At 61.9% G+C, this 13,939-nt stretch carries 12 protein-coding genes; 8 read left to right on the forward strand and 4 right to left on the reverse strand.

The genetic code is table 11. The annotated features are described in order from the left end of the window. Positions 1–8: 8 nt before the first annotated feature. Both leuD and AC07UX_RS08550 read right to left on the reverse strand, forming a co-directional pair. Complete coding sequence (gene leuD, locus AC07UX_RS08545) at positions 9–596, reverse strand: 3-isopropylmalate dehydratase small subunit (RefSeq protein ID WP_495191476.1); 588 nt, start codon at positions 594–596, stop codon at positions 9–11. Then, positions 593–1,984 (reverse strand): 3-isopropylmalate dehydratase large subunit, encoded by a 1,392-nt coding sequence (locus tag AC07UX_RS08550; protein ID WP_495191477.1) that lies wholly within the window; start codon positions 1,982–1,984, stop codon positions 593–595. Before AC07UX_RS08550 ends, leuD begins: the two co-directional genes overlap by 4 nt. Positions 1,985–2,077: 93 nt before the next feature. Between AC07UX_RS08550 and AC07UX_RS08555 the strand changes: the two genes are divergently transcribed. Then, positions 2,078–2,833, forward strand: a complete 756-nt coding sequence (locus AC07UX_RS08555; protein ID WP_495191478.1) for a GntR family transcriptional regulator — start codon at positions 2,078–2,080, stop codon at positions 2,831–2,833. Between the two features lie 7 nt (positions 2,834–2,840). Here the strand turns inward: AC07UX_RS08555 and AC07UX_RS08560 are convergent, their stop codons facing one another. Continuing rightward, a complete protein-coding gene (locus AC07UX_RS08560; protein WP_495191479.1) occupies positions 2,841–3,995 on the reverse strand; it encodes a CaiB/BaiF CoA transferase family protein in 1,155 nt (384 codons plus the stop codon). A 74-nt stretch (positions 3,996–4,069) separates the two neighbouring features. On the opposite strand from AC07UX_RS08560, the gene AC07UX_RS08565 reads away from it, so the two are divergent. The 5 genes from AC07UX_RS08565 (at position 4,070) to AC07UX_RS08585 (ending at position 8,527) form a co-directional block, all read left to right on the forward strand. After that, on the forward strand, positions 4,070–5,008 hold the full coding sequence (locus AC07UX_RS08565; RefSeq protein WP_495191480.1) for a hydroxymethylglutaryl-CoA lyase: 939 nt from the start codon (positions 4,070–4,072) through the stop codon (positions 5,006–5,008). A gap of 10 nt (positions 5,009–5,018) precedes the next feature. Beyond that, complete coding sequence (locus AC07UX_RS08570) at positions 5,019–5,708, forward strand: isochorismatase family protein (protein WP_495191481.1); 690 nt, start codon at positions 5,019–5,021, stop codon at positions 5,706–5,708. Continuing rightward, positions 5,698–6,588, forward strand: a complete 891-nt coding sequence (locus AC07UX_RS08575; protein WP_495191482.1) for a polysaccharide deacetylase family protein — start codon at positions 5,698–5,700, stop codon at positions 6,586–6,588. The genes AC07UX_RS08570 and AC07UX_RS08575 overlap by 11 nt, the downstream gene beginning before the upstream one ends. Further along, on the forward strand, positions 6,585–7,505 hold the full coding sequence (locus AC07UX_RS08580; RefSeq protein WP_495191483.1) for a polysaccharide deacetylase family protein: 921 nt from the start codon (positions 6,585–6,587) through the stop codon (positions 7,503–7,505). Before AC07UX_RS08575 ends, AC07UX_RS08580 begins: the two co-directional genes overlap by 4 nt. A gap of 245 nt (positions 7,506–7,750) precedes the next feature. Further along, on the forward strand, positions 7,751–8,527 hold the full coding sequence (locus AC07UX_RS08585; RefSeq protein ID WP_495191484.1) for a helix-turn-helix domain-containing protein: 777 nt from the start codon (positions 7,751–7,753) through the stop codon (positions 8,525–8,527). 33 nt (positions 8,528–8,560) lie between these two features. On the opposite strand, the gene AC07UX_RS08590 is transcribed toward AC07UX_RS08585, so the two are convergent. Further along, positions 8,561–9,940, reverse strand: coding sequence for an LLM class flavin-dependent oxidoreductase (locus AC07UX_RS08590; RefSeq protein WP_495191485.1), 1,380 nt, complete (start codon positions 9,938–9,940; stop codon positions 8,561–8,563). A 311-nt stretch (positions 9,941–10,251) separates the two neighbouring features. Here AC07UX_RS08590 and AC07UX_RS08595 point away from each other — a divergent pair, with 311 nt between their 5' ends. Next, a complete protein-coding gene (locus AC07UX_RS08595; protein WP_495191486.1) occupies positions 10,252–12,579 on the forward strand; it encodes a TonB-dependent receptor in 2,328 nt (775 codons plus the stop codon). Between the two features lie 67 nt (positions 12,580–12,646). After that, entirely contained in the window at positions 12,647–13,909 is a 1,263-nt protein-coding gene (locus AC07UX_RS08600; RefSeq protein ID WP_495191487.1) for a M24 family metallopeptidase, read from the forward strand. The last annotated feature ends 30 nt before the right edge of the window (positions 13,910–13,939 follow it).

A 13,939-nucleotide genomic window follows, 5' to 3' on the forward strand; every position in this document is an offset into this window, starting at 1 on the left:
TAATCTCCTTACAGATAAGCCCAGGGGCGAAGTGCCCGGTCATGGGCGCGAAAGGCCGTGATGGCCCCGGCTCGCAACAGGGTCAGGCCGATCTCGTCCAGGCCATCGAGCAGCATGGCCTTCGCTTCAGAATCGATGGCGAAGGTCCAGCGCTGCCCGCCTGCCGCCATGACGCTCTGACTCGGCAGATCGACGGTCAGCGGACCACTTGCCCGCGCAAGCGGCCATGCGTCCAACTCGACCGGAACAATGCCGTTGCGCACGCAATTCGCGCGAAAGATCGGGTTGAAGCTGGGTGCTACGATCACGCGGAACCCATATTCGGCCAGCGCCCATGCGGCGTGTTCCCGACTGGACCCGCATCCGAAATTGATGCCACCCAACAATATCTGCGCATCGACATAGGCAGGCTGGTTCAGGATAAAATCGGGCGCGGGCGTGCGCCCCTCCTTGTAGCGCCATCCTGCGAACAGACCGTCCGCCAGCCCGGTCTTGGCGACAGATTTCATCTCGCGAGAGGGAATGATCGCGTCCGTATCGATATTGTCGCGAATTAAAGGCGCGGCGATGCTGGTGAGGGATTTGAACCCAGTCATGATTGCGCCTTCAACAGGGAGGGGTCGGCGATGCAGCCGGCAATGGCCGAGGCGGCAACCGTTTCGGGCGAGGCAAGATGCGAGCGGGTGCCTGGTCCCTGCCGACTTTCGAAATTGCGATTGGTGGAGGTGACGACGCGCTCCTGCGCGCCGAAATGCTCACCCCCGGCGAAAAAGCACATGGAACAGCCCGGCTCGCGCCATTCGAACCCCGCATCGAGGAAAATGCGATCAATCCCTTCCGCTTCGGCAGCGGCCTTGACCTGCCCCGATCCGGGGACACAGATGGCGCGGACGCCGGGCGCGACCTGGCGCCCCTTCAGGATCGCCGCTGCGCGCCGCAGGTCCGAGAGGCGGCTGTTGGTGCACGAACCGATGAACGCCGCGTCGATCGGCTGCCCGATCAATGCCGCGCCTTCCTCCAGACCGATATAGTCGCGCGCGCGGACCAGCGCTTCCTCTACTCCCCGCGGCACTTGGCCGTTTAGCGGGACGGCCTGCTGCGGGCTGGTGCCCCAGCTTATCATGGGCGCCACATCGGCAGCGTCGATGGTCAGTTGCGCGTCGAATTGGGCGTCCGCATCGCTCGCCAACGCGCGCCAGTCCGCGACTGCCGCGTCCCAGGCTTCTCCTTTCGGCGCGAAGGGCGCATCCTTCAGATAGGCGAACACCTTTTCATCCGGCGCAATGATTGCAGTGAAGGCCGAAAATTCGGTCGCCATGTTGCAAAGAGTGAGCCTCCCCTCCACGTCCAGCGCACGCACGGCGTCCCCTGCATATTCGACCACATGTCCCTTCCCGCCCGCCGACCCGAAGCGGGCGAGAATGTGCAGTGCCAGATCCTTGGGTGTGACGCCGGGACGCAATGCACCATTCACAGTCACGCGCATGGTGTTGGGGCGCTTCACCCGCAAGGTGCCGGTGGCGAGCGCATGTTCCGCTTCGCTCGACCCGATGCCCCAAGCCAAGCCGCCCAGCGCCCCCTGGCTGCATGTATGACTGTCCGGGCAGACGAGACTGAGGCCGGGAAGGATGATGCCCTGTTCGGGCGAAATCACATGGACGATGCCCTGACGCGGATCGCCAAGGTCGAACAGGGTGATGCCCGCCGCGATAGCAGCTTCGCGCGTCGCGACGATGAAGTCGCGCCCGGTCGGCATGATGGTCCGGTCGCTCCGTCCCGGCAGCGTATCGACGACATGATCCATCGTCGCGAACACCTGACGCGGCGCAACGATCGGCCGCCCCGCCTCCGCCAGACTCTTCAGCGCGATGCCGCCGGTCCGTTCGTGCAGCAATATCCGGTCGATCAGGATCAGATCGCTGGCCTCTCCCAACGATTCGACCCGATGCGCGTCCCAGATCTTTTCGAAGATCGTTCTTCCCATGCGGCGACGGTAAACGCAGCCGCACTAATTTGCTATATCAATATAACAAATAAATCGCTTGGCGAGCAAAGGGAAGTGCGGCACGCCGGGAGAATGGCATCCCCACGACGCGCCGGCCGGTCCGGCGGCATCCCGCTCTATCAGCAGATATTCCTCACGCTTCGCGATGAAATCACATCGGGCAAGCGTCCAGCGGGATCTGCGGTGCCGACCGAACATGAAGTTGTCGCCCAGTTCGACGTATCGCGCATCACCGCGCGCCGTGCGCTCGATGAATTGGCGGCACAGGGTCTGGTCGAACGCAAACGTCGTGTTGGTACGCGCGTCATCTTCCAGGAACAGACCATTCCGATCGAAGCGAATATCGAACAGGCAGTCGAATCGCTGATCGCCTTCGGTCGGCGGACGCGTGTGCGCGTCGTGTCATTCGAACGGGAAATCGCCAGCCCGCAAATTGCAGACCTTCTGGACCTGACCGATGGCGCGATGATCGTGCGGGCGTTGCGGGTCCGCTTTCTCGATGATCTGCCCCTCGGCGCGATCGAAAGCTTCGTGCCCGAACAGGTTGCGGGCGCACTCAATGGCAGGGATTTGATGACCACGCCGCTGCTGGAACTGATCCGCACGTCCGGCCATGCGATCGGGGCAGCGAGCCAGACCGTATCAGCGGTCGCCGCCGACCCGTCCCTCGCGGCCTTTCTTCAGGTAGAACCGCGCGCGCCGATCATTCGCGTCGATCGGTTGGTGCGCGACCGAAGCGACAAGCCGCTGCTGGCGACGATCGCGCAATATCGCGGCGACCGTTACCGCCTGACCGTCGATCTGGGGGCGCGGGCCGCCGCAGACTGAGCCGCCTTCAGGCAGCCGGCGCCGTTGCCCAGCCGATCTCTTCCAGGATCGATTCCGCGTCGCCCCCCGCTTCGGGAATGTCGTGGCGCAGCGGCAGACGCTCGCCATCGAACTCGATCGGCAGGCCCGGCAGCATCGTCTTTTCGCCGCCGGGAATGGTAAGCGGCAACAGCCCCCCAGCATTGAGATGTGGGTCGTCGAACAGATCGTCAGGCCGGGCGATCGGCGCGAAGGGCAAGCCTGCCCCTTCGATTGTCGCAATCAGTTCCGCGCGGGTGAATTGCGCAAGATGCGCGCGTACGCGCGGCAGGATGACGTCGCGCGCCAGCACGCGCTGGTTGTTCGCGGCATAATCGGGGTTGGCGCCCAAATCCGTCAGGCCGAAGGTTTCGCAAAATATCTTCCACTGACTGTCGCTGACCACGCCAAGAAAAAGCTGCTCCCCCTCCACAGCCGTATCGAACACATCATAGATCGCCCAAGCCGAAATGCGCACTGGCATGGGCTGCGCGGCTTTGCCGGTGACGGCCTTCTGCGCCATATGCTGGCCGACGAGGAAGGCCGTCGTCTCGTAGAGCGCGCATTTGACCGTGCCGCCCTCACCGGTCCGATGACGACGCTCCAGCGCAGCGAGGATGCCGATCACGCCGAACATGCCTCCGGTAACATCGATCACGGACGCGCCGGCACGCAGCGGACGTCCGGGCGGGCCGGTCATATAGGCAAGGCCGCCCATCATCTGCGTTACTTCGTCCAGTGCGGTGCGATGTTCATAGGGACCGGACAGAAAGCCTTTGGCCGAACAGTGGATCAGGCCGATATTGTCATCCTTGAGCGCTTCATAACCCAGGCCCAGCCGGTCGAGCGTGCCAGGCCGGAAATTCTCGATCACGATATCCGCGCCGATGCAGAGCTTGCGGGCGATGGCCAGCCCGTCTTCGGATTTCAGGTCGAGGCAGATGGATCGCTTGTTGCGGTTGAACATCGGAAAATAGCCTGCGCCCGATCCGAGAAGGCGGCGCGTCTGGTCGCCGCCCTGCGGTTCCACCTTCACCACGTCTGCGCCCAGATCTGCCAGGATCACGCCTGCCGATGGCCCCATCACCATATGCGTGAATTCGACCACCCGGATGCCGGCCAGAGGCAAGGCGCTATCGTCCATTCCGCAACTCCATTGATCAGTTCGGTTTAATTGATATAAGAATAATACAATTAAGCCAAGCGGAGTTTATGAACATGGCTGTTCTGATCAGTGAAGTGGGCCCGCGCGACGGGTTGCAGAGCATTTCTACGATCATGCCGCTGGAGGCCAAAAAGGCGTGGATCGCAGCGGAAGCCGCCGCCGGGGTGACGGAGATTGAGGTCGGCAGCTTCGTCCCGGCAAAGCTGTTGCCGCAGCTTGCCGACACGGCGGAGGTCGTGGCCTTCGCCCGTACGATTCCCGGCCTGACCGTCGCGGTGCTGGTGCCCAATCTGCGCAGGGCGCAGGCCGCGATCGAGGCCGGTGCGCACAAGATCACCCTGCCCCTGTCGGTGTCCGAAACCCACAGCATGGCGAATCTGCGCCGCACCCACGATCAGGTGATCGAGGAAGCGCGTGGCATCGCGACCCTGATCGCCACCCTACCGGAAGCAAAGCGGCCTCATTTCGAAGGGAGCCTTTCCACCGCCTTCGGTTGCACGCTGGAGGGCGCCATTCCCGACGCGCAGATAGCGCGTCTGGCCGATGCGCTGATGCAGGCGGGCTGCGATGAGGTCGGCCTATCCGACACCACCGGCTATGCTGATCCGGCAGCGGTAAAGCATCTTATCAGGCTGGTGCGCGGCGTCGTGGGCGACGGCGGACTGACCGGCATACACTTGCACAATACGCGCGGCCTGGGCCTTGCCAACGTGCTGGCAGCGCTCGACTGCGGCCTCACCACCTTCGACGCATCGCTCGGCGGTCTTGGCGGCTGCCCCTTCGCGCCGGGGGCATCGGGCAATATCGTGACAGAGGATCTGGCGTTCATGCTGGAGGCAATGGGCCTCGACACCGGGATCGACCTGCAAAAACTGATCGCTGTGCGATCAATCCTGGCCAACGCCTTGGCGAACGAACCGCTTTACGGCTTCCTGCCTGACGCTGGCCTGCCGCTGGGCTTCCGTCCGGCGCAAGAAAGGGTCGCGGCCTGAAGGAGGTTTCATGACGATTGTGGGCACAAAGATGGTGTCGGACGGCAAGACCGCGCGCCAGATTTTTGACGAGGTGATGGCCAATCCGGCACGCAGCAAGTTCGGCTTCGGCACCAAGCTCGCCATCGTCAATGTCGACCTGCAAAACGCATATACGCGGATAGACGAGTTCAAGACCGCCTATGAAACCGATCCGCGCCAGATCGAGCATATCAACACGATTTCCCGTTTGGCGCGGCAAAAGGGAATGCCGGTTATCTGGACCCATGTCGCTTATGCCGGCACGGCGGCCGACGCGGGCGTCTGGGGCACGCGGACGAATACGCCCGACTCACTCCAGAACATCAAATATGGATCGCGCCGCCATGATTTCGACGAGCGGTGCGAAATCGATCCGTCGATCGACGTGGTTTACGACAAACGCATGCCATCGGCCTTCTTTGAAACGCCGCTCCAGAGCCTGCTGGTGTGGCACAAGGTCGATACCGTGGTCATTACGGGCGGCTCCACCTCGGGCTGCGTCCGGGCGACGGCAGTCGAAGCGCTCAGCCGAGGCTATCGCGCCATCGTTCCCATCGAGACGACCGCCGACAAGCATGAAAGCTATCATTACGCCAACCTGACCGATCTTCAGCTGAAATATGCCGATGTCGAGCCGGTCCAGACAGTGGTCGACTGGCTGGAGAATTATGGTGCGTGAAGGGCAGGCGGATCCGGGCCTCTACGATTATCTGCCCTACCGCGGTCGGCCGAAAATCGAATGGCCCGGCGGCAAGAGTGTCGCGCTATGGGTGTCGCCCAACCTCGAATATTACGAACTGGACCCACCGACAAACCCGCACCGCAAGAGTTGGGCAAAGCCCCACCCCGACGTCGTCGGATACAGCCATCGCGACCATGCCAATCGGGTCGGTCACTGGCGGATGGCAGATGTCATGACGAAGCACGGCTTCCCCGGATCGGTCAGCCTGTCCGTGGCGCTGTGCGATCATATTCCTGACGTCGTCGAGGACGCGAACGCGCGCGGCTGGGAATTCTTCAGCCACGGCATCTACAATACCCGCTATTCCTATGGCATGGACGAGGCGCAGGAACGCGCGATCATCGAGGATTCGATCCGCACCGTCCGCGATGCAACCGGACAGACGATCAAGGGCTGGCTCGCGCCTGCCCTCACCCATACGCCGCGCACGCTCGACCTGATCGCCGAATATGGGCTGACCTATACCTGCGACCTCTATCATGACGACCAGCCCCAACCGGTCCATGTCGCGCAGGGCAGCCTCATCTCCATGCCCTACAGCCTGGAGGTCAACGACCATTATGGCTTCTTCGTCTATAACATGTCCCCGCGCGAATATGCCGATACGCTGATCCGCCAGTTCGACCGGTTGGCGCGCGAAGGCGAGACGTCCGGCACGGTCATGTGCATACCGCTGCACAGCTATCTGATCGGCCAGCCCCACCGCATCGGCGCTTTCGAGGATGTACTGCGCCACATCGCTGCCGATGGCCGCGCATGGATCACGCGCAGCGGCGACATCGCCGACCACATTCTGGCGCAGGGAGATGTTCGATGACGCTCGACCCCAGCTACCTCAACTATCCCCGCCGCCGGCGGGGGATGGACCATGATCTCTATCCTTGGTCAAACCTGTTCGAGCGCACACCCATCGTCTGGCCGGATGGACGCAGCGTCGCAGTGCCGATCATCGTTAGCCTCGAATGGTTTCCGATCCTGCCGAACGACGCGCCGTTCCGCGCGCCGGGGCATATGCAGACGGCCTATCCCGACTATCGCCATTATACCTCGCGTGAATATGGATTGCGCGTTGGCATCTACCGCTTGCTTGATGCCTTCGCGGCCGCGGGGATGCGCGTCTCGGTCGCGACCAATTCCGCCATAGCCGAACGCTACCCATCGCTGGTCGCAGACATCGTAAGGGCGGGGCATGAGATCGTCGCTCATTCCACTGATATGAACGGCACGATCGCCAGCGGCCTGCCCGAAGAAGACGAACGCGCGCTCATCATGCGATCGCTCGATACATTGGAACGGGCGACTGGCATGCGTCCGCGCGGCTGGCTGTCCATCGCCCGGTCGCAAAGTTTCAATACGCCCAGGCTGCTGGCCGAGAGCGGTGTGAATTACATGCTCGACTGGGTGAATGACGAACTGCCCTACCGCATGACCACTCCGGCCGGTGCCATCGTCAACCTGCCACTCAACCATGAACTGTCGGACCGACAGATCATCACCGTGCAGCAAAATTCGGCCGACAGTTACGCACAGCAGATGCGCGACGCTTTCGATTGGCTGTCGTCAGAGGCGGCGACCACCGGCGCGGCAAGAATGCTGCCGCTGCATCTGACGCCTTATATCATGGCCCTACCCTATCGCATCGACGCTTTAGAGGCGTTGCTCCGCTGGGTCGCGGCTCGCCCGGAGGCCTGGGTCGCCCCGGCAGGCGACGTTGTGATTGCCGCCGCACTCTAGACCGTTCTACGTTGAATGCGACGCAGGACATGCCCATCAGGTTTTGTTTTCGCATCATTTCAAGCGCAAAACCGGTTCCCGCTTTTCCGCATGATGTTCTAATCTGATCGTCTGACGGAGAAATGGGGGCGTTGCAGGCTACGGTCGCACCCATTTTCGATGGAGGATTTCACTATTTTATCCGTCTGTCGGATAGAATATTTTCGAAACCGCTATCAGGTCATCAGTCAGTCACAATGTGAACCATGGAAAAAGGCGTTCCGATTCGCTCGCTCTCGCGCGGCATTGCGGTGCTTCAGGCCGTCAATCGCGGCAATTCTTTGTCGATGATGGAAATAGCGCGGTCGTCCGAAGTTCCCTACCCGACCGCGTGCCGCATCGTGCAGACATTACTGCATGAAGGGCTGATCGAACGGGAACCCGCGCGCAAACGTTATCGCCCAACCGCGCTGGTGCAGGCGCTGGCCCACGGATTCCAGGGCGATGCCGAGCTGGTCCGGGCGGCACGAACGCATATCGTGGACCTGACCCGGCGCGTCGGCTGGCCGATTTCCCTATCGACGCAGGTCGGCCATTCCATGGTGATCCGCGATTCCACCCACGCTCTGACGGCGCTGACCTTCAGCCATTATCATCCCGGCTTCACCCTGCCGATCTTGGAGTGTGCGGCGGGGCACGTCTATCTGGCCAATATCGGGGAGATGGAGCGGATCGAATTGTTCCGAGCGATCAAGCTGCTTCCAAAGCGGGTGAACATGCATGTCATCGACCTGATGGAGAATGGCGATCTGGTCGAACAGATACGCGGCGCGGGCTTCTCCACGCGCGGCTATAACCAGTTCACCCGCAATCCGGGGAAGACATCCTCGATCGCCGTACCGATCCTCACGCGCAAGGGCACGGTCGCAGGCGCGCTGACACTGGCCTTCTTCGCATCGGCGACGAAGATGAGCGACGCGGTAGCCCAGTTCGTCGCGCCGCTCAAAGCCACCGCCGAAGCGATCAGCGGCGATCTGGACTGACGGGCGCGACGGCATCCGTCGCGCCCTGCGCCCTCACTTGAGATCAGGCTGCCAGATGCGCGGTTCCACCCGTGGCGTAGCGGGATCGGTATAGCGGCTGACCGGACGATCAAGGCCCAGATGCTCTCGCAGGGTCGTCCCCGCATAGGCAGTGCGGAAAAGCCCGCGCCGCTGGAGTTCCGGCACCACCTTGGCCACGAAGACCTCCAACTGGTCGGGCAGCACCGGCGGAACAATGACGAAGCCGTCCGCAGCTCCGGCATTGAACCACTGCTCCATCGCGTCGGCGATCTGGACCGGCGTGCCGGTAAGCGCCGCGCTGGTGCGGCCGGCCGCGATCCGCCGAGCGAGCTGGAGAATGCTGACCTTCCCATCGCGCGACATTTCGGCGACGCGCGCCTGAATCGAACGGGCGGCATTGCTGTCGGGCATATCGGGCAACGGGCCGTTCAGGTCCAGCTTTGTCAGGTCCAGTGTTTGGCCGATCTGCATCTGCAACATGGCGATGGCGAGGTCGGGATGGACGAGCGCTTCCAGTTCCGCTTCGATCGCGCGCGCTTCCTCCTCCGTATCGGCCACCAGCGGCTGGATCGCGGGCATGATCTTGCACGAATCGGGCGATCGGCCTGCGGCCACTACCTGCCCCTTAAGCGCGGCGTAGAATTTGGCGGCGCTCGGAATATTCGGGTGGGACGTGAAGACGACTTCGGCGGTCTGCGCGGCCAGCGCCTGTCCGGCGTCGGACGACCCCGCCTGCACGATCACTGGATGACCCTGCGGCGGACGGGCGCAGGTCAGGGGACCGGCCACACGGAAATGCTGGCCCTGATGCTCCAGCGCATGGACCTTGGCCGGATCGAAATAGCGACCGGCGGCCTGATCGACCTCGACCGCGTCCTCCTCGAAACTGTCCCACAGGCCGGTCACCACGTCCAGAAATTCGCCGGCGCGGGCATAGCGTTCGGCATGGCCGAAATGCTGGTCGCGGCCGAAATTGCGCGCTTCGTTCTGGCTGGTCGATGTGACCACGTTCCAGCCCGCACGCCCCCCGCTCAGATGGTCGAGCGTCGCCATGCGGCGCGCGACGGCATAGGGTTCGTTATAGCTGGTCGACAGGGTGCAGATGAGACCAAGTTTGTCCGTGCTCGCGGCCAGCGCGCCCAGCAGTACCAGCGGATCGATCCGCAGCGCATCCACGCGCGCATAGGCGTCGCGGCCGACGATCGTGCGATAACCCTGTGCGTCGGCGAAGAAGATCGCATCGAACAGACCTGCTTCGGCAACCTCTGCAAGATGGGCGTAATATTTCAGGCTATGCTGGCCGCCGGACGGGGTAGCCTTGCGCCAGCCGGCGACATGCGCGCCCAAGGCCGATGGAAAGGCGAGCAGGTGCATCTGACGCGAGGTGCTCATCGCTTGTCTCCTTGATGGGAAACGCCGGGCTAGCATAGCGGGCGACACGCCAAATTGATGCGGACAAAATGACCGCATGGTGGACATAGCGCTCACTTTTTGCCTGACTGGTGGATAGTTTTTCACCCCGATTGGACTTGTCCCTGCCGATCCGCCCTCCTGCGCCTACAACAAAAGGCCGACGAAAAGATCGAGCCTTGCCATTCGCAGGACCAAATTCCAGCAGTTATATAAGGGGTATGGATATGTTCGGTCGGTCACAAACGAAGTTACGCATTGGTCTATTCGCATCCGTCGCTGCCGTGGGCATCATGATGATACCGAGCCTTGCTTCAGCCCAGACCGACGTTGCGCCCCAGGCCGATGCGGGCGGTGGGCTGGCCGAAATCACCGTGACTGCACGCAAGGTCGGCGAAAACCTGGTCGATACACCGGTCGCGATCACCGCGTTGACCGCCGAGGCGCTCAGCGCCCGCGGTGTACAGGGCTTCCAGGAACTCAACGACTTCGTGCCGGGTCTGCGTTACCAAAACAGCGCCGCGAACCGCAACGACCGCAGCTTTCACACCTATTCGATGCGCGGAATGTTTCCTGGCGATTCCCCCAACCGCCAGGCCGTGACCGTCTTCGTCGATGGCGTGCCTGTTCCTTCAGGCGCCATTCCGGGCATGACCGATGTGCAGCGCGTAGAAGTAGTGAAGGGTCCGCAGAGCGCCTATTTCGGGCGCTCGACCTTTGCCGGCGCGATCAACTTCATCACCGCGCCGCCCTCGCTCACCGATTTCCATGGCTCGATCGATGCGTCGCTCGACCTCTATTCGACGGTCAACGTCAAGGTGAGCGTCGAAGGGCCGATCATCACCGACAAGATCGGCGTGCGCCTGTCGGGCACCTATTATTATACCGACGGCCAATATCGCAACGTTGGCTTCGGCGGCACGTTGGGCCAGCGCGAGACGAAGTCGGTCGCGGGTTCGATCATCATCAAACCGACCGAGACACTGACCATTCGCGGCTACGGCACCTACTGGCAAGACAGTGACGGCCCGACGGCCCAGGCGCTGCTGGGCGAATCCGACTATAACTGCAATACGGGCGGCACCGGACGCATACCGCGTGGCAGCACCACTGGTTTCAACACCATCTGCGGCAATCTGGGCGACATCGCGACGTCCAAAATGTCGCAGAACACCCGCGCCAAGGGCAGCAACAATTTCGGCGGCGTGACCAATCCGGCGATCGGCGCGGTTCTTCCGGCGGACTTCATCGACCATCTCGGTCTGGAACGCGAAGCCTATCAGACATACGGCATGTTCGACTGGGAACTGGGCGACTACACACTGTCGGGTTCGGTTTCGCACAGCGGCAACGATTGGGCGGTGCTGACCGACACCTATAACCGGGCGGACACGACCGGTTATTCCTCTACCGTCCTGCTGCCCTACAATATCGATAATACCTCGGCCGAACTGCGTCTGGCGACCCCTGAATATGGCCCGCTCAGCTTCATGGTCGGCGGCAACTATTATTGGGAGAGCATCAATTTCTTCACGCGCGCCTATCGCCCGACGACCAGCGCAAATCCGGCCAATCTGGGCGTGCCGACCGACTATCGGGCCCGCACCTGGGGCGCCTTCGGATCGGCCAACCTCAAGATCACCGACAGCCTGAAGCTGAGCGGGGAAGCCCGCTATCAGTGGGACACGATCAACCACATCGCCTATAGCGCATCGACCGGCGCGACCGTCACCGACCTGTCGCAGACTTTCAGGTCTTTCTCGCCGCGCCTCATCCTGAACTATGAACTGGCGCCCTCGGCCAGCACCTATCTGTCCTGGTCGAAAGGCACGCGCCCCGGTACGTTCAATACCAATTATCTGGCGTTCAGCCCCGCCATCCAAGCGCAGTTGACCGCCAATGCGCCGGGCGGATCGGTACCGGTCGCGGTGGCCGAAGAAAAGCTGACCATGTATGAATTCGGCTTCAAGGGTGAACTGTTCGATCGCAAGCTGCGTATCCTGTCCGCTTTCTATTATGGCGAATGGCGCGACCGCCAGATCAACCAGAATGTGCCCTACACGATCGGCACAACCACCTCGACAGCAACGCTGACCTTCCCCAATGGATCGACCAACGTGTACGGCGTGGAACTGGAAGCGACCTACAAGCCGAGCCGTCCCTGGACGTTCGAGGGCACGTTCAACTGGGCGAAGACGGACATCCGCTTCACAGACTGCTCGGAATGCGTGCAGGACTCCGGCGTGCGCAATCCCGTAGGCGACCTGATGGAGCGCTACCCGGAATTCTCCGGTTCCGCCGCAGCGACCTATGAGCAGCCCATAGACGATATGTGGACCGGATCTATCCGCCTCGACTATGTCTATACCGGCAAACAATATGCGACGTCGGACAATACGGCCTGGATCAACTCGGCCAGCAAGTTCAACCTGCGCCTGGGTATCAATTCGGACAAGTACACGTTCGAAATCTTCGCTCGCAACCTGACCGACGACAAGACGCCATCGAACCTGCTGCGCAACACCAATCCGAACAGCAGCGTCACCCAAGGCCTCAACACCTTCATCCTGGCGGCACCGGAACGCCGCACGGTGGGCATGCGCGGCGTAGCGCGTTTCTAAAGCGGGGCGGGCGGCACCGGGTCATTTCGGCGCCGCCCTTTTTTTTCCTCTTTTCCGGGACATAAATATGCTTCTCAACCGCGCGCGCGCCGATGCCATCATGGATCGCGAAGGGCTGGACGGGCTGATCGCCGTCGCACCGATCAACGTCTATTATCTGTCGGATTATTGGGGCGCGCTCATGCGGATGCGGCGCAGCTTCTACAATTACGCGCTGCTGCCGCGCGATCATGACAAACCGGCCGCGCTGATCGTAACCGGGGTGGAGCATCTACGCTTCTTCCACCGGCCGGAATCGACCTGGATGCCGAACATCCAGAGCTATGTGCATCCCGTCTATTGCGACCGCCGCGACTTCGACCCCGATGTCGAAGATCCCGAACATGTCGAATATGGCATGAAATGGCCGATCAAGCATGACCAGCTTTCCCCGCGCGACGAGGAATATCTGCAATTCATGGAGGGTAATCGCGGCAATGCCTCCGTCAATGCGCTATATGCGCTCAAGAAAGCCTTGCAGGATGCCGGCCTGACCAATGCCCGGCTTGCCTCCGACGACCCGCGAGTGGGTCCATGGTTGCAGGAAATCGGCCTGCCCGACATCAGTGTCGTCGAAGGGACCACGACCTTCCGCGACATCCGCATGGTCAAGACGCCCGACGAAATAGCCATCATGCGCAAGGTTGCGAAGATGAACGAGGAAGCGCTGGAGGCGGTGATCGACAGCCTTCAGGTCGGGATGCCGCGCGACGATCTGGAGATCATCTACAATGTCGAAATCGCCAAGCGCGGCGGTCGCGGCCTGTATCTCGCCACCGGGCAGAACGGTACCAACAATAATATGGGCCGGGTGCTGGCGGATGAGACCATCACGTTCGACGGGCTATGCGAATATCGCAACTATCATGGCGACCTTGGACGCATTGCCCTGTGCGGTACGCCTCGGCCGGACATCGTAGAGCGGGTGAAGGCGCTGGAAGTCGGGTGCGAGACTGTGCTCAAGGTCGTAAAGCCCGGAGTCACCGGCCGCGAAGTGTCCGACGCGGTGATCGAAGCCGTGCGCAAGGCAGGGTTTCCTGGCTTCTTCTTCGCCACGCCCCATTCCATCGGCCTGGAACATTCGGACCACAAAATCCCGATCGGCCCCACCCTGCCCGGTGGCAATGGCGAATTCATATTTGAGGAGAATATGATCTTCTCGCTCGACATGCCCTATTATGAAATCGGCTGGGGGAACCTGCACACCGAAGACCAGATTTTGGTCACGGCCAACGGCGTAGAACCATTGACCAATTGCGACACATCATTGCGGCTTCGGCCGGTCGCCTGACATTCTTGCGATAGCGGCGTCGTCTCAGAC

It is taken from the genome of Sphingobium sp. GW821-FHT02B05 (assembly GCF_059421905.1).